Source organism: Streptomyces sp. NEAU-174 (assembly GCF_052665095.1).
The window spans coordinates 154,206-172,355 of the sequence record NZ_JBQTCE010000005.1 but is presented as its reverse complement, the minus strand read 5'-3'; the positions used below and the strand labels follow the sequence as shown (position 1 = coordinate 172,355).

The 18,150-nt window shown below is 70.6% G+C and carries 16 protein-coding genes; 13 read left to right on the top strand and 3 right to left on the bottom strand.

Going from position 1 to position 18,150, the window contains the following annotated elements; translation table 11 throughout:
- Positions 1–3 precede the first annotated feature (3 nt).
- From murG to ACT2CW_RS16410, 8 genes are all read left to right on the top strand, one after another.
- On the top strand, positions 4–1,098 hold the full coding sequence (gene murG, locus ACT2CW_RS16445) for an undecaprenyldiphospho-muramoylpentapeptide beta-N-acetylglucosaminyltransferase (RefSeq protein WP_037948994.1): 1,095 nt from the start codon (positions 4–6) through the stop codon (positions 1,096–1,098).
- A 13-nt stretch (positions 1,099–1,111) separates the two neighbouring features.
- Positions 1,112–1,909: a cell division protein FtsQ/DivIB gene (locus tag ACT2CW_RS16440; RefSeq protein ID WP_445517100.1), complete on the top strand. Its 798-nt coding sequence runs from the start codon at positions 1,112–1,114 to the stop codon at positions 1,907–1,909.
- A 276-nt stretch (positions 1,910–2,185) separates the two neighbouring features.
- Positions 2,186–3,427: a cell division protein FtsZ gene (gene ftsZ / locus ACT2CW_RS16435; protein ID WP_138911099.1), complete on the top strand. Its 1,242-nt coding sequence runs from the start codon at positions 2,186–2,188 to the stop codon at positions 3,425–3,427.
- A 43-nt stretch (positions 3,428–3,470) separates the two neighbouring features.
- Positions 3,471–4,211, top strand: coding sequence for a peptidoglycan editing factor PgeF (gene pgeF, locus ACT2CW_RS16430; protein WP_445517099.1), 741 nt, complete (start codon positions 3,471–3,473; stop codon positions 4,209–4,211).
- Positions 4,212–4,214: 3 nt separating this feature from the next.
- Positions 4,215–4,934 (top strand): YggS family pyridoxal phosphate-dependent enzyme, encoded by a 720-nt coding sequence (locus ACT2CW_RS16425; protein WP_164437001.1) that lies wholly within the window; start codon positions 4,215–4,217, stop codon positions 4,932–4,934.
- 123 nt (positions 4,935–5,057) lie between these two features.
- Positions 5,058–5,678, top strand: coding sequence for a cell division protein SepF (locus ACT2CW_RS16420; protein WP_030831675.1), 621 nt, complete (start codon positions 5,058–5,060; stop codon positions 5,676–5,678).
- A gap of 82 nt (positions 5,679–5,760) precedes the next feature.
- Positions 5,761–6,057 carry a YggT family protein gene (locus ACT2CW_RS16415; protein ID WP_014060001.1) on the top strand — a complete coding sequence of 99 codons (297 nt, stop codon included), beginning with the start codon at positions 5,761–5,763 and terminating at the stop codon, positions 6,055–6,057.
- A gap of 49 nt (positions 6,058–6,106) precedes the next feature.
- Complete coding sequence (locus ACT2CW_RS16410; protein ID WP_164437003.1) at positions 6,107–7,291, top strand: DivIVA domain-containing protein; 1,185 nt, start codon at positions 6,107–6,109, stop codon at positions 7,289–7,291.
- A 446-nt stretch (positions 7,292–7,737) separates the two neighbouring features.
- Here ACT2CW_RS16410 and ileS read toward each other — a convergent pair whose 3' ends face one another.
- On the bottom strand, positions 7,738–10,875 hold the full coding sequence (gene ileS / locus ACT2CW_RS16405) for an isoleucine--tRNA ligase (protein WP_445517098.1): 3,138 nt from the start codon (positions 10,873–10,875) through the stop codon (positions 7,738–7,740).
- A gap of 619 nt (positions 10,876–11,494) precedes the next feature.
- Here ileS and ACT2CW_RS16400 point away from each other — a divergent pair.
- The 4 genes from ACT2CW_RS16400 to ACT2CW_RS16385 all read left to right on the top strand — a co-directional run bounded on the left by ACT2CW_RS16400 (position 11,495) and on the right by ACT2CW_RS16385 (position 14,390).
- Positions 11,495–12,247 (top strand): TraR/DksA C4-type zinc finger protein, encoded by a 753-nt coding sequence (locus ACT2CW_RS16400; RefSeq protein ID WP_445517097.1) that lies wholly within the window; start codon positions 11,495–11,497, stop codon positions 12,245–12,247.
- 70 nt (positions 12,248–12,317) lie between these two features.
- On the top strand, positions 12,318–12,905 hold the full coding sequence (gene lspA / locus ACT2CW_RS16395) for a signal peptidase II (RefSeq protein WP_164436881.1): 588 nt from the start codon (positions 12,318–12,320) through the stop codon (positions 12,903–12,905).
- 82 nt (positions 12,906–12,987) lie between these two features.
- Positions 12,988–13,929, top strand: coding sequence for an RluA family pseudouridine synthase (locus ACT2CW_RS16390; RefSeq protein ID WP_445517096.1), 942 nt, complete (start codon positions 12,988–12,990; stop codon positions 13,927–13,929).
- Complete coding sequence (locus ACT2CW_RS16385; RefSeq protein ID WP_445517095.1) at positions 13,926–14,390, top strand: GNAT family N-acetyltransferase; 465 nt, start codon at positions 13,926–13,928, stop codon at positions 14,388–14,390. The genes ACT2CW_RS16390 and ACT2CW_RS16385 overlap by 4 nt, the downstream gene beginning before the upstream one ends.
- 49 nt (positions 14,391–14,439) lie before the next feature.
- Here ACT2CW_RS16385 and ACT2CW_RS16380 read toward each other — a convergent pair whose 3' ends face one another.
- On the bottom strand, positions 14,440–15,579 hold the full coding sequence (locus ACT2CW_RS16380; RefSeq protein WP_445517364.1) for a mechanosensitive ion channel family protein: 1,140 nt from the start codon (positions 15,577–15,579) through the stop codon (positions 14,440–14,442).
- A gap of 131 nt (positions 15,580–15,710) precedes the next feature.
- Between ACT2CW_RS16380 and ACT2CW_RS16375 the strand changes: the two genes are divergently transcribed.
- Positions 15,711–16,301: a dienelactone hydrolase family protein gene (locus ACT2CW_RS16375; protein ID WP_037948965.1), complete on the top strand. Its 591-nt coding sequence runs from the start codon at positions 15,711–15,713 to the stop codon at positions 16,299–16,301.
- Positions 16,302–16,364: 63 nt separating this feature from the next.
- On the opposite strand, the gene ACT2CW_RS16370 is transcribed toward ACT2CW_RS16375, so the two are convergent.
- A complete protein-coding gene (locus ACT2CW_RS16370; RefSeq protein ID WP_445517094.1) occupies positions 16,365–17,993 on the bottom strand; it encodes an alkaline phosphatase D family protein in 1,629 nt (542 codons plus the stop codon).
- Positions 17,994–18,150: the final 157 nt, after the last annotated feature.

Here is an 18,150-nt window from a genome sequence, read left to right as displayed (position 1 = left end):
TCGGTGCATGTCGTACTCGCCGGTGGGGGGACCGCCGGCCACATCGAGCCCGCGCTCGCCCTCGCGGACGCCCTGCGCAGGCAGGACCCGACCGTGGGGATCACGGCGCTCGGCACGGAGCGCGGGCTCGAGACCCGGCTCGTACCGGAGCGCGGCTATGAGCTGGGGCTCATCCCGGCCGTACCGCTGCCGCGCAAGCCCACCCCTGAACTGATCACCGTCCCCGGGCGGCTGCGCGGCACCATCAAGGCCGCCGAGCAGATCCTGGAGCGCACCAAGGCCGACTGCGTCGTCGGCTTCGGCGGCTATGTGGCCCTGCCCGGCTATCTGGCCGCCAAGCGGCTCGGCGTGCCGATCGTCGTCCACGAGGCCAACGCCCGCCCCGGCCTCGCCAACAAGATCGGCTCCCGCTACGCCCACTTCGTGGCGGTCTCCACCCCGGACAGCAAGCTCCGCAACTCCCGCTACGTCGGCATTCCGCTGCGCCGCTCCATCGCCACCCTCGACCGGGCCGCGGTCCGCCCCGAGGCCCGCGCGGCCTTCGGGCTCGACCAGAACCTGCCGACGCTGCTGGTCTCCGGCGGCTCGCAGGGCGCGCGGCGGCTGAACGAGGTGGTCCAGACGGTGGCGCCGTTCCTCCAGCGCGCCGGGATCCAGGTGCTCCACGCGGTCGGTCCGAAGAACGAACTGCCGCATGTGGACAACATGCCCGGAATGCCGCCCTACATCCCGGTACCGTATGTGGACCGGATGGACCTCGCGTACGCCGCGGCCGACATGATGCTCTGCCGCGCGGGCGCGATGACCGTCGCCGAACTGTCCGCCGTCGGACTCCCCGCCGCCTACGTCCCGCTGCCGATCGGCAACGGCGAGCAGCGGCTCAACGCCCAGCCGGTGGTCAAGGCGGGCGGCGGGCTGCTGGTCGACGACGCCGAGCTGAGCCCCGAGTGGGTGCAGAGCAATGTGCTGCCGGTGCTCGGCGATCCGCACCGGCTGTACGAGATGTCCCGGCGCGCCGCCGAGTTCGGCCGCAGGGACGCCGACGAGCTGCTGGTCGGCATGGTGTACGAGGCGATCAGCGCACGCCGCCAGGCGTGAGGAGGCAGGGAGCGTGGCCGGACCGTCGACCGCCGAGCGCGGTGCACGAGGGACGACTCCGTCCGGCCCGCCCCCACGCCTGCTCCGGGTGCGCCGTGGGCTCCGGCCGCCCGGCCGCCGCACCCTGCTGGTGACGGTGGTGGCGGTGACCCTGCTCGGCGCCGGGGCCGTCTGGCTGCTCTACGGCTCGAGCTGGCTGCGGACCGAGCGGGTGCGGGTCGCGGGCACCACCGTCCTCACCGCCGAGGACGTGACGGACGCCGCCGACGTATCCCTGAACACCCCGCTGGTGGCGGTGGACACGGGGGCGATCGAACATCGTGTGCGCGAGCGGCTGAAGCGGATTGCGAAAGTGGACGTATCCCGGTCATGGCCGCACACCATCAGTCTGGTAGTGACGGAACGCAGGCCCGAAGCCATTGTCGAAGAGGACGGGAAGTTCCACGAAGTGGACGCCACGGGGGTCAGGTTCTCCACCCTGAGCAAGCGTCCCAAGGGGGTTCCGCTGCTGGAAATGGAGCCGGATCGGTCGCCGAGTTCGCGCCATTTCGGCCCCACCGCACTGCGCCGCGAGGCGGTCCGGGTGGTCACTCAACTCCCCGAGAAGGTCCGCCAGGACACCCGTTCCCTCCGGGTCCGCTCGTACGATTCGATCACCCTGGAGCTGACCGGGGGCCGTACCATCGCCTGGGGGAGCGGAGAGCGCGGCGATGCGAAGGCCAAGGCGCTCACCGCCCTGATGAAAGCGCGGCCGGACGCCGACCACTTCGACGTCCAAGCGCCGAGTGCCCCCGCGGTGTCTCGCAGTTGACGTGGATAGCGGCAGGCCAGCACCCTGGTTGGCTAGCCCACTGGGTGATCACATAGGGTGAAAAGAAAAGCGGGAGGTTCGGCGTGTTCATTGAACGCGCGCCACTTGTCGACTTAGTGTCCTGTTCCGAAGAGTCCGGGAAACAGAGGCACTGGTAACCCTAAACTTCAGCGTTAGGGTTGGGGTCGGCAATCGGAACCGTCCCATTCGGCATCAGTCGGCGCACCGCACAACGGCGGGGTGACGACACGTAACTCGAGGCGAGAGGCCTTCGACGTGGCAGCACCGCAGAACTACCTCGCAGTCATCAAGGTCGTCGGCATCGGCGGCGGTGGCGTGAATGCCATCAACCGGATGATCGAGGTCGGGCTCAAGGGCGTCGAGTTCATCGCGATCAACACCGATGCGCAGGCCCTGCTGATGAGTGACGCGGACGTCAAGCTGGACGTCGGTCGTGAGCTCACCCGGGGCCTGGGAGCCGGCGCCAACCCCGATGTCGGCCGTAAGGCGGCCGAGGACCACCGCGAGGAGATCGAGGAGGTCCTCAAGGGGGCCGACATGGTCTTCGTGACAGCGGGTGAGGGCGGCGGCACGGGCACCGGCGGTGCCCCGGTGGTCGCGAACATCGCCCGCTCGCTGGGCGCACTGACGATCGGTGTGGTCACCCGTCCGTTCACCTTCGAGGGCCGTCGCCGCGCCAATCAGGCGGAGGACGGCATCGCGGGTCTGCGGGACGAGGTCGACACCCTCATCGTGATCCCGAACGATCGGCTGCTGTCCATTTCGGACCGTCAGGTGAGCGTGCTCGACGCGTTCAAGTCGGCCGACCAGGTGCTGCTGTCGGGTGTTCAGGGCATCACCGACCTGATCACCACCCCGGGTCTGATCAACCTCGACTTCGCGGACGTCAAGTCCGTGATGTCGGAGGCCGGATCGGCGCTCATGGGCATCGGCTCGGCCCGCGGTGACGACCGCGCGGTGGCCGCGGCCGAGATGGCGATCTCCTCGCCGCTGCTGGAGGCGTCCATCGACGGCGCCCGGGGCGTGCTGCTCTCCATCTCCGGCGGCTCGGACCTCGGTCTGTTCGAGATCAACGAGGCCGCCCAGCTGGTGAGCGAGGCCGCCCACCCCGAGGCCAACATCATCTTCGGCGCGGTGATCGACGACGCGCTCGGCGACGAGGTCCGGGTCACCGTGATCGCGGCGGGCTTCGACGGCGGTCAGCCGCCCGCGAAGAACCGCGACAAGGTGCTCGGTTCCTACAGCGGCGGCAACCGCGAAGAGGGAACCGGCGGCTCCTCGAACCGCCCGGCCGGCCAGGAGAGCGGCAGCCGCCCGTCCTTCGGCGGGCTCGGCAGCGTCACCCCGCGCGAGGAGGAGCCCGCCCCGGCGGACCCCGCCCCGGTCGCCGAGGTGCCGCCGCCCCCGGCGCCCACCCCGCACCCCCAGGTCCCCCCGGCTCGCCCCTACCCGGAGAGCCAGGCCGAGGAGCTGGACGTCCCGGACTTCCTGAAGTGAGCCGTCCGGTATGGCTCGACGGCGACTTTGAAGTGAACCAGACGTGATAGCGCAACAGCACGACGCGAGCGGCGCGCACTTCGCCTTCACCGACCGGTGGGGCGGGGTGAGCGCCGCTCCGTATGAGGAGCTCAACCTCGGCGGGGCGGTCGGCGACGACCCCCAGGCCGTACGGACCAACCGCGAGCTGGCCGCCAAGGCGATGGGCCTGGACCCGGCGGCGGTCGTCTGGATGAACCAGGTGCACGGCCGGGACGTCGCGGTGGTCGACGGACCGTGGTCGGACGAGGAGATCCCGGCGGTGGACGCGGTGGTGACGCGGCGTCGGGGCCTCGCCCTGGCCGTCCTCACCGCCGACTGCACCCCGGTGCTGCTGGCCGATCCGGTGGCCGGGGTCGTCGGCGCCGCCCACGCCGGGCGGCCGGGACTGGTCGCCGGAGTGGTCCCGGCGGTGCTGAGGGCGATGACCGAACAGGGCGCGGAGCCCGCCCGGATCGTCGCCCGCACCGGTCCCGCGGTCTGCGGCCGCTGCTACGAGGTCCCCGCGGAGATGCGCGCCGATGTGGCCGAGACCGTGCCGGAGGCGTGGTCCGAGACCAGCTGGGGTACCCCCGCCGTCGATGTGGCGGCCGGTGTGCGGGCCCAACTGACACGCGCGGGTGTGCGGATGGACGAGATGGATGGACAATCTCACATCTGCACCCTGGAGTCGGCGGACCACTTCTCGTACCGGCGCGAGCGCACCACGGGGCGGCTCGCGAGCTATGTCTGGTTGGGCGGCTGAGCTGTGACGGATCGCAAGGCGGAACTGGCCGCGAATCTGGCCCGGGTGGAGGAACGTATCGCTGCCGCCTGCGCCGGGGCCGGTCGCAAGCGCGAAGAGGTGACCCTGATCGTGGTCACCAAGACCTATCCGGCGAGCGATGTCCGTTTGCTCGCGGAACTCGGCGTACGGCATGTCGCCGAGAACCGCGACCAGGAGGCCGCCCCCAAAGCCGCGGAATGCGCGGATCTGCCATTGATCTGGCACTTTGTCGGGCAGTTGCAGACCAATAAGGTGCGTTCCGTATCGAGTTATGCCGATGTGGTGCAATCTGTCGATCGCAAGCGATTGGTCGACGCGCTCTCCCGTGCGGCCGTGGGGGCCGCGCGGGAGCTGGGCGTCCTGATTCAGGTCGCGCTCGACGTGGACTCCAGTGACCGGGGAGAGCGCGGAGGGGTGGGACCGGACGGAGTGGAACGGCTCGCCGAGTCCGTGGTCGAGGCCGAAGGGCTCAGGCTCGACGGTCTGATGACCGTCGCCCCGCTGGCGGGTCCCTACGAGGGGCGGCCGCGGGCGGCGTTCGACCGGCTGATGGAAATCTCATCCCGCCTGCGCGTGGCCCATCCGGCTGCGAACATGGTCTCGGCGGGGATGAGCTCGGACCTCGAGGAAGCGGTGGCGGCGGGGGCGACACATGTGCGCGTCGGCACTGCGGTACTCGGAGTCCGACCCGGGCTCCGGTAACGTCGCGAAGAAGTCGGACCACAGCAGAAAATATGGTCATTCCCGTCAAAAGGCGGGCGGGCCACGTGGATCCATGGCATCCGGTGGCGGAGCCGATCCACCACAGAGCGGAGGACGCAGAAAATGGCCGGCGCGATGCGCAAGATGGCGGTCTACCTCGGCCTCGTGGAGGACGATGGGTACGACGGCCGGGGATTCGACCCCGACGACGAGTTCGAGCCCGAGCCGGAGCCCGAGCGGGAGCGGGACCGCCGGCGGCATCAGGTGGTGGAGACCGAACCGCGGCCGGAAAGGGGCGAATCTGTGCGAGTCGTCCACCCTCCCGCACAACGCGAACCGGCTCCACTTGCGGTGGAAACCGGGCGACCCGCGCGAATCGCCCCCGTGGCGTCCATCACACCTGAACGTCAGAACTTGGAGAAGAACGCCCCAGTGATCATGCCCAAGGTCGTGTCCGAGCGGGAGCCGTACCGCATCACCACACTGCACCCCCGGACCTACAACGAGGCCCGTACTATCGGGGAACACTTCCGTGAGGGCACTCCCGTGATCATGAATCTGACGGAGATGGACGACACGGATGCGAAGCGACTTGTCGACTTTGCGGCCGGTCTGGTGTTCGGTCTCCATGGGAGCATTGAGCGGGTGACGCAGAAGGTGTTCCTGTTGTCTCCTGCTAACGTCGATGTCACGGCGGAGGACAAGGCCCGTATCGCAGAGGGCGGGTTCTTCAACCAGAGCTGAGACGCAAAAACGGCAAACCGGCAACACCGAGTCATCCGAGGCCGAAAGGCCGAGTACGAACCAGGGGAGAGGGACGCGCGGGATGGGCATCGCACTACAGGTGATCTACATCGCGCTCTACTGCTACCTGATCGTGCTGATCTTCAGGCTCGTGATGGACTACGTCTTCCAGTTCGCGCGCTCGTGGCAACCCGGTAGGGCGATGGTGGTCATCCTCGAGGCCACCTACACTGTGACCGATCCGCCACTCAAGCTGCTACGGCGGTTCATTCCGCCGTTGCGTCTCGGGGGTGTGGCGCTCGACCTGTCCTTCTTCGTGCTGATGATCATCGTCTGGATCCTGATCACCGTCGTGAGCAATTTTGCGAGCAGGGTGTGAACGATACGGTCTTGCCGATTGCCGACGACTACGTTGAGGTGAAGTAGAGATGCCGTTGACCCCCGAGGACGTGCGGAACAAGCAGTTCACGACCGTCCGCCTCCGAGAAGGCTATGACGAGGACGAGGTCGATGCCTTCCTCGACGAGGTCGAAGCCGAACTGACTCGGCTGTTGCGGGAGAACGAGGACCTGCGCGCCAAGCTGGCCGCCGCGACACGTGCCGCGGCCCAGAGCCAGCAACAAGGCATGCGCAAGCCACCCGAACAGCAGGAGCGGCCGGGCGCACCCGTGCCCGCCGCCATATCTGGACCGCCGCAGCCGGTGCCGCCCGGCCAGCAGCAGATGGGTGGCCCGCCCCAACTCCCGGGCGGAGCCCCGCAGCTGCCGGCCGGACCGATGGGCCAGAACGGCCCCGGTCCCATGCAGCAGGGCGGTCCCGGCCAGATGCAGCAGGGCGGCCCTGGTCCGATGCAGCAGGGCGGACCCGGCCCCATGGGCCAGAACGGTCCCATGGGTCCCGGCGGCCCCATGGGTGGCCCGATGGGCGGTCCCGGTGGCCCGGGTGGCCCCGGCGGTCCTGGCGGCCCGCAGCTGCCGCAGCCGGGGCAGGGCCCGGGCGGCGACAGCGCCGCGCGCGTGCTCTCGCTCGCGCAGCAGACCGCCGACCAGGCGATCGCGGAGGCCCGTTCCGAGGCCAACAAGATCGTCGGCGAGGCCCGTAGCCGCGCCGAGGGCCTGGAGCGGGACGCCCGCGCCAAGGCCGACGCGCTGGAGCGGGACGCGCAGGAGAAGCACCGTGTCGCGATGGGCTCCCTGGAGTCCGCTCGTGCCACGCTCGAGCGCAAGGTCGAGGACCTGCGCGGCTTCGAGCGCGAGTACCGCACGCGGCTGAAGTCGTACCTGGAGAGCCAGCTGCGCCAGCTGGAGAACCAGGCCGACGACTCGCTCGCCCCGCCGCGCACCCCGGCGACCGCCTCGCTGCCGCCGTCCCCCTCGATGAGCGGCTCCATGGCCTCGGCCGGCGCCGGCACGATGGGTGGCCACACGATGGGTGGCAACCAGTCCATGGGCGGCCACAACCAGAACGGTGGAGCGCCGTCCTACGGTGGCCAGCAGCAGATGTCTCCCGCGATGACCCAGCCGATGGCACCGGTGCGGCCGCAGAGTCCGCAGCCGATGCAGCAGGCGCCGAGTCCGATGCGGGGTTTCCTCATCGACGAGGACGACAACTGACGTTGGCGCGGGGCGCGTAGGCGCGGAGCGTTCGGCAATCACAAGGGCCGGGGCCCAGGAGCTTCCTCCTGGGCCCCGGCCCTTTGCCGTGCGCCCGGGGGCGGCGGGGGTTTGTTCCCGTACCCGCCCCTTCCCACAACCGGGGCTCCGCCCCGGACCCCGGTCCTCAATCGCCGGACGGGCTGGTTTCAGCCCGTTCGCCCCGGTCCCTGGTCCTCAATCGCCGGGCGGGCTGGTTTCAGCTCGTTCGCCCCGGTCCCTGGTCCTCAATCGCCGGGCGGGCTGATTTCAGCTCGTTCGCCCCGGTCCCTGGTCCTCAAGCGCCGGAGGGGCTGTTTTCAGCCCGTCCGGCGATTGAGGACACGCCCGAAGGGCGTCCGGGGTCCAGGGGGCGGAGCCCCATGGTTCGGGAAGGGGCGGGTAGGGGAACAAACCCCCGGTCCGGGTTACGCCTTGCGGAGGCGGAACGTCAGGCCCAGGGAGGCGTCCTCGAAGGGGGCGCCGTACGCCGCATCGGCCTCGCCCGCCGCGAAGTCGGTCGCGAGGACCTCGTCCGCGATCAGCTCGGCATGGTCGACGAGGGCCCGACGCAGCTCCTCGTCGGCCGACTGCCACCGCAGCGCGATCCGATCGGCCACATCCAGCCCGCTGTTCTTACGGGCCTCCTGGATCAGCCGGATCGCATCACGGGCCAGCCCCGCGCGCCGCAGCTCCGGAGTGATCTCCAGGTCGAGGGCGACCGTGGCGCCCGCGTCGGAGGCGACGGACCAGCCCTCGCGCGGCGTCTCGGTGATGATGACCTCGTCGGGGGAGAGGGCGACCGTCTCGCCGTCCACCACGACCGACGCGTTCCCCTCGCGCAGCGCGACCGACAGCGCGGCCGCGTCGGCCTCCGCGATCGCCTTGGCAACCGGCTGGGTGCCCTTGCCGAAGCGCTTGCCCAGGGCGCGGAAGTTGGCCTTCGCGGTCGTGTCGACCAGCGAGCCGCCGACCTCGCTCAGCGACGCGAGCGAGGAGACGTTCAGCTCCTCCTCGATCTGGGCGCGCAGTTCGGCGCCGAGGGCTTCGAAGCCGGAGGCGGCGACCAGCGCGCGCGACAGCGGCTGGCGCGTCTTCACACCGGACTCCGCGCGGGTCGCGCGCCCCAGCTCCACCAGGCGCCGCACGAGCGCCATCCGCTCCGAGAGGGCCGGGTCGATCATCGACCGGTCCGGCTCCGGCCAGGTGGTCAGGTGCACGGAGGCGGGGGCCTCCGGGGTCACCGGGACGACCAGGTCCTGCCAGACCCGCTCGGTGATGAAGGGCACCAGGGGCGCCATCAGCCGGGTGACCGTCTCGACGACATCGTGGAGGGTGCGCAGCGCGGCGGCGTCGCCCTGCCAGAAGCGGCGGCGCGAGCGGCGCACGTACCAGTTGGACAGGTCGTCGACAAAGGCCGACAACAGCTTTCCGGCGCGCTGAGTGTCGTACGCCTCCAGGGACTCGGTGACCTGCTCGGTGAGCGTGCCCAGTTCACCCAGCAGCCAGCGGTCCAGCAGCGGCCGCTCGGCCGGGGCCGGGTCGGCCGCGGACGGCGCCCAGCCCGAGGTGCGGGCGTACAGCGCCTGGAAGGCCACCGTGTTCCAGTAGGTGAGCAGCGTCTTGCGCACGACCTCCTGGATGGTGCCGTGGCCCACCCGGCGGGCCGCCCACGGTGAGCCGCCGGCGGCCATGAACCAGCGCACCGCGTCCGCGCCGTGCTGATCCATCAGCGGGATCGGCTGAAGGATGTTGCCCAGGTGCTTGGACATCTTGCGACCGTCCTCGGCCAGGATGTGACCGAGGCAGACCACGTTTTCATACGAGGACTTATCGAAGACGAGCGTGCCGACCGCCATCAGCGTGTAGAACCAGCCGCGGGTCTGGTCGATGGCCTCGGAGATGAACTGCGCCGGGTAGCGCCGCTCGAAGAGCTCCTTGTTGCGGTACGGATAGCCGTACTGCGCGAACGGCATCGAGCCCGAGTCGTACCAGGCGTCGATGACCTCGGGCACCCGCTCGGCCGTCAGCGAGCAGCCGTCGGCGGTGCAGGTGAAGGTGACCGCGTCGATGTACGGCCGGTGCGGGTCCAGACCGCTCTGGTCGGTGCCGGTCAGCTCGGAGAGCTCGGCGAGGGAGCCGACGCAGGTGAGATGGGACTCGGCGCAGCGCCAGATGGGCAGCGGAGTGCCCCAGTAGCGGTTCCGCGACAGCGCCCAGTCGATGTTGTTATTGAGCCAGTCGCCATAGCGACCGGTCTTGACCGACTCGGGATACCAGTTGGTCTTCTCGTTCTCCCGCAGCAGCGCGTCCTTGATCGCGGTGGTGCGGATGTACCAGGACGGCTGGGCGTAGTAGAGCAGCGCGGTGTGGCAGCGCCAGCAGTGCGGGTAGCTGTGCTCGTACGGCACATGCCGGAACAGCAGCCCGCGCTCCTTGAGGTCCGCCGTCAGCGCCTCGTCGGCCTTCTTGAAGAACTGGCCGCCGACCAGGTCCAGGCCCTCCTCGAAGGTGCCGTCCGGGCGGACCGGGTTGACCACCGGCAGCCCGTAGGCCCGGCAGGTCAGCAGGTCGTCCTCACCGAAGGCGGGGGACTGGTGGACCAGACCGGTGCCGTCCTCGGTCGTCACATAGTCGGCGTTGACGACGAAGTGGGCGTCGGGGATGTCCACCAGCTCGAAGGGGCGCCGATAGCCCCAGCGCTCCATCTCGGCCCCGGTGAAGGACTCGCCGGTGACCGTCCAGCCCTCGCCGAGCGCCTTCTCGACCAGCGGCTCGGCGACGACCAGCTTCTCCTCGCCGTTGCTGGCGACCACATAGCGCACCTGCGGGTGTGCGGCCACGGCGGTGTTGGAGACCAGGGTCCACGGCGTGGTCGTCCACACCAGCAGTGCCGCCTCGCCCGCCAGCGGGCCCGAGGTCAGCGGGAAGCGGACGAAGACCGAGGGGTCGACGACCGTCTCATAGCCCTGGGCCAGCTCGTGGTCGGACAGCCCGGTGCCGCAGCGCGGGCACCAGGGGGCCACGCGGTGGTCCTGGACCAGCAGCCCCTTGTTGAAGATCTCCTTCAGGGACCACCACACCGACTCGATGTAGCCGGGGTTCATGGTCCAGTACGCGCCGTCGAGGTCGGTCCAGAACCCCATCCGGGTGGTGAGCTCGGCGAAGGCGTCGGTGTGCCGGGTCACGGACTCCCGGCACTTGGCGTTGAACTCGGCGATGCCGTACGCCTCGATGTCCTTCTTGCCGTTGAAGCCCAGCTCCTTCTCGACCGCCAGCTCGACCGGCAGGCCATGGCAGTCCCAGCCCGCCTTACGGTCGACGTGGTAGCCCCGCATGGTGCGGAAGCGCGGGAAGACGTCCTTGAAGACGCGGGCCTCGATGTGGTGGGCGCCCGGCATGCCGTTCGCGGTCGGGGGGCCCTCGTAGAAGACCCACTCGGGCCGTCCCTCGGACTGCTCGAGGCTACGGGCGAAGATCTTGTTCTCCCGCCAGAAGTCGAGCACGGCGTGCTCGAGGGCGGGCAGGTCGACCTGGGCGGGCACCTGGCGGTACTGCGGCGTCATCGGGGCTCTTCTTCCTCCGGCGGACACGTGCTCTTCCGTTTCCGTCGGAGGGACGAGAGCCGTGCGCTCCCGCGGTACCACCCTCCTTGGCCGGCAGCGGCTGGCTCCCGGCCCCCTCATTGGGATCGCGATGCCGGTTCTACTGACCCAGGGCGGGCGTTCTTCCGGCGGCTCCGGGGTGATCCTTCACATCGCGCTCGCCCCCGGGCTCACACCGTCCCCGGGTCGCTCTGGGCCGCCTACGACGCTACTCGTCCCCATCCACGCCTCTCGCTGCGCCCAGTGTACGGGGCCGAGGAGACCGGGGCCGACCGAATATGGCACTGCTCGGTCACCGCCGGGTCACTGCGCCGAGTGGGGGACGGCCGGGTCCGGCGGACTGCCCCGAATGGCCGGACGCCCGGGGCCGCGATCAGGCCCGTCACGCTGGGTAACCACCGGAGACCGGATCCCGGACGGATTACCGGGCGTGGAGTGGGGCACAACGGTGGAGACCGGGTTGTCGTACGGGCAAGCCGGGCGAATCGGGCGGCGTGCCCCGTTGCCGCCCGCTCGGAGTCGATTTATCGTTCCGGAACGATTCGCGCGCAAGATCACAATATGTGAAGGGGCCGCGGCCATGGTGGCGAGAAAGACCACCGTGCAGAAGAGCACGGCGAAGGCGACGAAGGCCGCGCCCGGCAAGAAGAGCGCCTCGGGCAAGAAGGCCGTCAACAAGACCGTCAACAAGACCGCGGCACCCGGCAGGGCCGCCGCGCAAGGCGCCGCCAAGGCGGCGAAGAAAAGCGCACCGAAGAAGAAGTCGGAGACGCCCGCCAAGAAGGGCGCGCCCGTCGACAAGGCGGTGCCCGCGAAGAAGACGGGAGCCAGGAAAGTGGTTGCGAAGAAGACCTCGGGTGGTGCGCCGACGAACAAGAAGGCCACGACGACCGCGCCGCCCCTGCCCAAGGCCCGTGCGGCGGGCGCTCCCGTCGACCCCGGTGAGCTCGCGGTCCGCCCGGGCGAGGACCCCTGGTCGGCCGAGGAGGTGGACGAGGCGCGCTCCGGGCTGCTGACCGAGGCCGGCCGGCTGCGCACCGAGATCCTCGCCTCCGAGGAGGCGATCACCGGGCTGATGCGCGACTCCGGTGACGGCGCGGGCGACGACCAGGCCGACACCGGCACCAAGAACATCACCCGCGAGCATGAGATGGCCCTGGCCGGAAACGCCCGCGAGATGCTGCTCCAGACCGAGCGGGCCCTGGACCGGCTGGACACCGGGACGTACGGGCTGTGCGAGAGCTGTGGCAACCCGATCGGCAAGGCGCGGATGCAGGCGTTCCCCCGGGCCACGCTGTGTGTCGAGTGCAAGCAGCGCCAGGAGCGGCGCTGACGCCCGTACGTGTGTGCCGTACCCTCGTCCCTCACAGGGGGAGACAGACTCACGAGGTTGAGGGACTCACGTGACAGAGGCGGAGCAGGCCATCGGTACGCCGGACGCGGGGAAGGCGGAGGGGGGCGCCGGGACCAGCGCCGCCGGATCCGGTGAGGCCGTGGCGGGCAGGGGGAAGCGGCGCGTCGGGGTGCTCCTCGTGGTGGCGGCACTGGCCTATCTGATCGATCTGACCAGCAAGCTGGCCGTGGTCGCGAAGCTGGAGCACCACGCCCCGGTCGAGGTGATCGGCACCTGGCTCCAGTTCGAGGTGATCCGCAACCGGGGCGCGGCGTTCGGCTTCGGCGAGGCCATGACCATCGTCTTCACGGTGATCGCGGTCGGCGTCATCGTGGTGATCGCGCGGCTGGCCCGCAAGCTCCACAGCCTGCCCTGGGCCATCGCGCTCGGGCTGCTGCTCGGCGGGGCCTTCGGCAATCTCACCGACCGGATCTTCCGGGCGCCCGGGGATTTCCAGGGGGCGGTCGTGGACTTCATCGCGCCCTCCCACTTCGCGGTCTTCAACCTCGCCGATTCGGCCATCGTGTGCGGTGGCTTCCTGATCGTGATCCTGTCCTTCCGCGGTCTGGACCCGGACGGCACGGTCCACAAGGACTGACGGCGCGGCCCACCAGGGCTGACGGCAGGGTCCACAAGGACTGACGTACGAACCGGGCCGCGCGGTCCGGCATACTCGTCGGGTGAGTACGATTCCCGAGATCCGCACCCTGCCCGTACCGGACGGTCTGGAGGGCGAGCGCGTCGACGCCGCTATCGCCCGCATGTTCGGTTTCTCCCGGACCAAGGCGGCCGAGCTGGCCGCCGCCGGAAAGGTGCAGCTCGACGGCAGTGTCGCCGGGAAGTCCGACCGGGTCTCCGGGGGTGCCTGGCTCGAGGTCGAGATGCCGCAGGCCGCGCCGCCGGTGCGGATCGTCGCCGAGCCCGTCGAGGGCATGGACATCGTGCACGACGACGAGGACATCGTGGTCGTCTCCAAGCCGGTCGGCGTCGCCGCCCACCCCAGCCCCGGCTGGAGCGGCCCCACCGTGATCGGCGGGCTCGCCGCCGCCGGTTTCCGCGTCTCCACCTCGGGCGCCGCCGAGCGCCAGGGGATCGTGCACCGGCTGGACGTCGGCACCTCCGGGCTGATGGTCGTCGCCAAGTCCGAGCTCGCGTACTCCGTGCTCAAGCAGCAGTTCCGCGAGCGCACCGTGGAGAAGCGCTACCACGCGCTGGTCCAGGGCCACCCGGACCCGCTGAGCGGCACCATCGACGCCCCGATCGGCCGCCATCCCCAGCACGACTACAAGTGGGCGGTGACCGCGGAGGGCAAGCCGAGCGTCACCCACTACGACCTCATCGAGGCGTTCCGGGCCGCGAGCCTGCTGGACATCAAGCTGGAGACCGGCCGCACCCACCAGATCCGGGTGCACATGGCGGCCCACCGCCACCCCTGCGTCGGCGACCTCACCTACGGCGCGGACCCGACGCTCGCCAAGCGGCTGAAGCTGACCCGGCAGTGGCTGCACGCCGTGCGGCTCGGCTTCGAGCACCCCGCGCACGGCGGCTGGGTCGAGTTCGAGAGCGTCTACCCGGACGATCTGCGCGGGGCGCTGGACATCGTGAAGGCGGAGAGCGCGTGATCGAGGTCGTGACCGACGGGGACCTGTCCGGCTGCTTCGCGGTCCGCCGGGAGGTCTTCGTGGTGGAGCAGCGGATCCCCGAGGAGGAGGAGATGGACGCGTACGACGCGCACGCCGTCCACCTCCTGGCCACCGACGACGGGGGCCGCCCGGTGGGCACCGTCCGCTTCCTGCACGGCGCGGCCGCGGACAAGAAGTACGGCCACGCCGGTGTGGACGGCGCCACCACCGCCGCGCTCGGCCGCCTCGCGGTGGCCCGGGCGGCGCGGGGCACCGGGCTGGGGGCCGAGCTGGTCCAGGCCGTCGAGGCGGAGGCCCGCCGGCGCGGTCTGGCCGAGGTCTATCTGGAGTCCCAGACCCATGCGCTCGGCTTCTACGAGCGGCTGGGCTACGAGGCGTTCGGCCCCGAGTTCGACGAGGGCAGCGGCATCCCGCACCGCGCGATGCGACGGTCGTTGTAGCGACCTGCCACCGGCTTCACCGCGAGCCGGCTTCAATCGCGAGCCGGCTTCACAGCGAGCGCGAGGAGTCCTTGCGCAGCCCGTCCTCGAAGCGGGCGAAGTGGTCATGGCGCTCACGGCGCCGCTCGCTCTCCAGCAGCGACTGGGGGGCCTGGACGGCCGGGGCGGTGGCGATGCGCGGCAGGGCGTACGGATGGGCGTCCCGCAGCCACGTGATCATCTTCTCGCGCACCTCACAGCGCACCGTCCACGCGTCGTCCGGGTCCCGCGCCGTGATGAGCGCCCGCACCACGATGGTGCTCGGGGTGGTGTCCGTCACCACCAGGTTCCAGTCCCGGCCGTCCCAGGCCGGAGACTTCTGCACGATCTCGCGCAGGTGCTCCCGCATCTCCTCGATCGGCGCGGTGTGGTCCAGGTGGAAGAAGACCGTGGCCACCTTCTGGGTGCCGCCGCGCGACCAGTTCTCGAACGGCTTGTTGGTGAAGTACGACACCGGCATGGTGATCCGGCGCTCGTCCCAGGTCCGTACGGACAGGAAGGTCAGCGTGATCTCCTCGACCGTGCCCCACTCGCCGTCCACGACCACCGTGTCGCCGATCCGCACCATGTCGCCGAAGGCGATCTGGAGCCCCGCGAAGAGGTTCCCCAGCGTGGACTGGGCGGCCACACCGGCGACCACCCCGAGGATCCCGGCGGAGGCCAGCATGGAGGTGCCCACCGTGCGCATCGTCGGGAAGGTCAGCAGCATGGCGGAGGCCGCCACCACGCCGACGATCGCGGCCACCACCCGCTGGATCAGCGTCACCTGGGTGCGCACCCGGCGCACCCGCGCGGGGTCGTGGGCGCTGGAGGAGGCGTAGCGGAAGTAGGAGGACTCCACCACCGCCGAGGAGACCCGCACCATGAGCCACGCCGTGGCCGCGATGAGCACCAGCGCCAGCAACTGGCCGATCGCCGACTCGTGCTCCTGGACGACCCTCGCCCGCGTCTTGTCGTACGAACCGCTCAGCAACGCCGTGCACACGGTCACCTGAAGAGGGAGCCGGCAGCGACGCAGATGGCCCCACAGGGGGGTCTCGGGATGCCGGGCATCGACCCTCCGCAGCAGCCAGTCGACGGCCCAGCCGATGAACAGCGTGATGGCCAGTGAGCCGCCGATGACGATGAGCGGACGCAGCACGTCCTCCATGGACACCTACCTCATCCTTCCCCAGGGAGACTCCAGGGTGTCCTGTCCCGCCTTCCCCGGATCGGGTGTCCTCAGACTGTGACTGGCACGATAGGAGGGGGCGACCCACGGAAAGTGAAACGGGAAGGAAAGTGACGGCGGTGGCCGATACCTCGACGATTGTGCTGTTCCACTCCGCGTACGGGCTGCGGCCCGCCGTGCACGAGGCGGCCGACCGGCTGCGCGCGGCCGGGCATGAGGTGGTCGTGCCGGACCTGTACGAGGGGGAGACCGCCGAGACCGTCGAGGACGGCATGGTGATCAAGGAGCGGATCGGCCGCGACGAGCTGCTGAAACGGGCCATCACCGCCGCCGCGCCGTACTCGGACCGCGGGCTGGTCTACGCCGGGTTCTCGCTCGGCGGCTCCCTGGCACAGAACCTGGCGCTGGGCGACGACAAGGCGCGCGGACTGCTCCTGCTGCACGGCACCTCGGACATCGCCGACGACGCCGCGGCCGACGACCTGCCGGTGCAGCTGCATGTGGCCGACCCCGACCCGTTCGAGCCACACGACTGGCTGAACGCCTGGTATCTGCGGATGCGGCGGGCCGGTGCCGATGTGGAGGTCTTCCGCTACGGCGGGGCCGGGCACATCTTCACCGACCCCGAGCTGCCGGACTACGACAAGGAGGCCGCCGAGGCCACCTGGCGGGTGGCGCTCGGCTTCCTGGCGAGCCTCTGAGCCTCTGACGTACGGGTGAGCCTTCGCCGTACGGGGTGAGTCTCTGACGTACGGGATGAGCCTTCAGCGCACGGGCGCGTCGGCGCGCTCGATCTTCTGGCTGCCCGCCTGGGTGCGGTACGACCGCGTCCAGGCGCTCGTGGCGTGCGGATCGGTCCGGTCGGAGACGGTGTAGTAGTCCATCTGGGCCCGCAGCGGGGTGACATCGAGCACGCCGTAGCCGTGCGAGTCCATGTCCACCCACTTCACATGGCGGTTGGCGGCCCTGATCGCGGCGGCCGCCGCCAGGGACACCGTCTGTGGCGCCACATGCAGCAGATCGTCGAGGTTGTCGGAGGTCACCGAGGTCACCACGAACTCGGTCGCGGCCGAGCGGGAGAGCGGATAGGTGGCGGCCTTCACCGGTACGTCGTTGGCCCACGCCATATGGATGTCACCGGTGAGGAAGACCGTGTTGCCGATCCCGTGGTCGGTGAGGTGGGCGAGCAGCTCGCGCCGGTCGTCCGTATAGCCGTCCCACTGGTCGGTGTTGATGGCCAGCCCGCCCTTGGGCAGCCCCAGCAGCTCGGCCAGCGGGCCCAGCAGCTCGGCGGGGAGGGCCCCGAAGGCGACCGGTGAGATCATCACCGAGTTGCCCACCAGCCGCCAGGTGGTGTCCGAGGCGGTCAGGCCCGACTTCAGCCAGTCGAGCTGGGCGCGCCCGGTCAGGGTCCGCTCCGGGTCGTCCACGTCCCCGCTGCCGGTGGCCGCCTGCTGGGAGCGGAACGAGCGCAGGTCGAGCAGGTGGAGATCGGCGAGGTTGCCGTAGCGCAGCCGCCGGTAGGTGGTGCCCTGGGTGGAGGGGCGCACCGGCATCCACTCGAAGTACGCCTGCTTGGCGGCGGCCACCCGCTGGGCCCACGCCCCCTCGGTGCCGGGCGTGTGGTTCTCCGCCCCGCCGGACCAGGCGTCGTTGGCGAACTCGTGGTCGTCCCAGATCGCGATGAGGGGGAGCGCGGCGTGCAGCGCCTGGGCGTCGGGGTCGGTCTTGTAGTTGCCGTGCCGGACGCGGTAGTCGGCGAGCGTGACGATCTCGTGGGTGGGGGCGTGCGGGCGGACGACGTCCTTGGCCGCCGGGTACTCGCCGCTCTTGTACTCGTAGATGTAGTCGCCCAGATGGAGCACCGCGTCCAGGTCGGTGCGGGCGGCCAGATGGCGGTACGGGGAGAACCAGCCCGCCTCCCAGTTGGCGCAGGAGACCACGCCGAAGCGCACCCCCTCGGTCGTGGCGTCGTGCGCGGGGGCGGTACGGGTGCGCCCCACGGGGGAGCGGACGCCGCCGTCCACGCCGAAGCGGTAGAAGTAGCCGGTGGCGGGCCGCAGCCCGCGCACATCGGCCTTGACGGTGTGGTCGGTGTCGGCGGCGGCCTTGACGGTGCCGTGGGCGACGACCGAGCGGAAGTCCCGGTCCTCGGCGACCTCCCAGGTCACCTCGACGGCGGGGCCGAGCCCCGAGCCGGGCACGGCGTCGGGGGCGGGCGTGATACGGGTCCACAGCAGGATCCCGTCGGGCAGCGGGTCGCCCGAGGCGACGCCGTGCAGGAAGGCGGGTCCGGAGGCGGCGGCGGTGGGGCCCGGGACGAGGGGCAGCAGGGCGGCGGCGGCCGCCGCGGCCGTGACGGCGCTTCGGCGCGATATGTGGAGGTCGGTCACGGCCGAGGAGATTACTGACAAGTAGCCCGCGGGGACAGGGGGCTTGGGGGATGTTCGCCCACCCGTCGCCGCCAGGTCACCGGGGCCGTGGCCCGCGGGGGCCGAACGCCGTCGGCGGGCGCACCCTCGAGGGCACGCCCGCCGACCCGGCCTGAGA

Bases quoted from the DNA above. Each gene is read 5' to 3' on its own strand.
- ACT2CW_RS16420 (WP_030831675.1), top strand. From the start codon at position 5,058: ATGGCCGGCGCGATGCGCAAGATGGCGGTCTACCTCGGCCTCGTGGAG.
- ACT2CW_RS16415 (WP_014060001.1), top strand. From the start codon at position 5,761: ATGGGCATCGCACTACAGGTGATCTACATCGCGCTCTACTGCTACCTG.
- ACT2CW_RS16410 (WP_164437003.1), top strand. From the start codon at position 6,107: ATGCCGTTGACCCCCGAGGACGTGCGGAACAAGCAGTTCACGACCGTC.
- ileS (WP_445517098.1), bottom strand. From the start codon at position 10,875: ATGACGCCGCAGTACCGCCAGGTGCCCGCCCAGGTCGACCTGCCCGCC.
- ACT2CW_RS16400 (WP_445517097.1), top strand. From the start codon at position 11,495: ATGGTGGCGAGAAAGACCACCGTGCAGAAGAGCACGGCGAAGGCGACG.
- ACT2CW_RS16380 (WP_445517364.1), bottom strand. From the start codon at position 15,579: ATGGAGGACGTGCTGCGTCCGCTCATCGTCATCGGCGGCTCACTGGCC.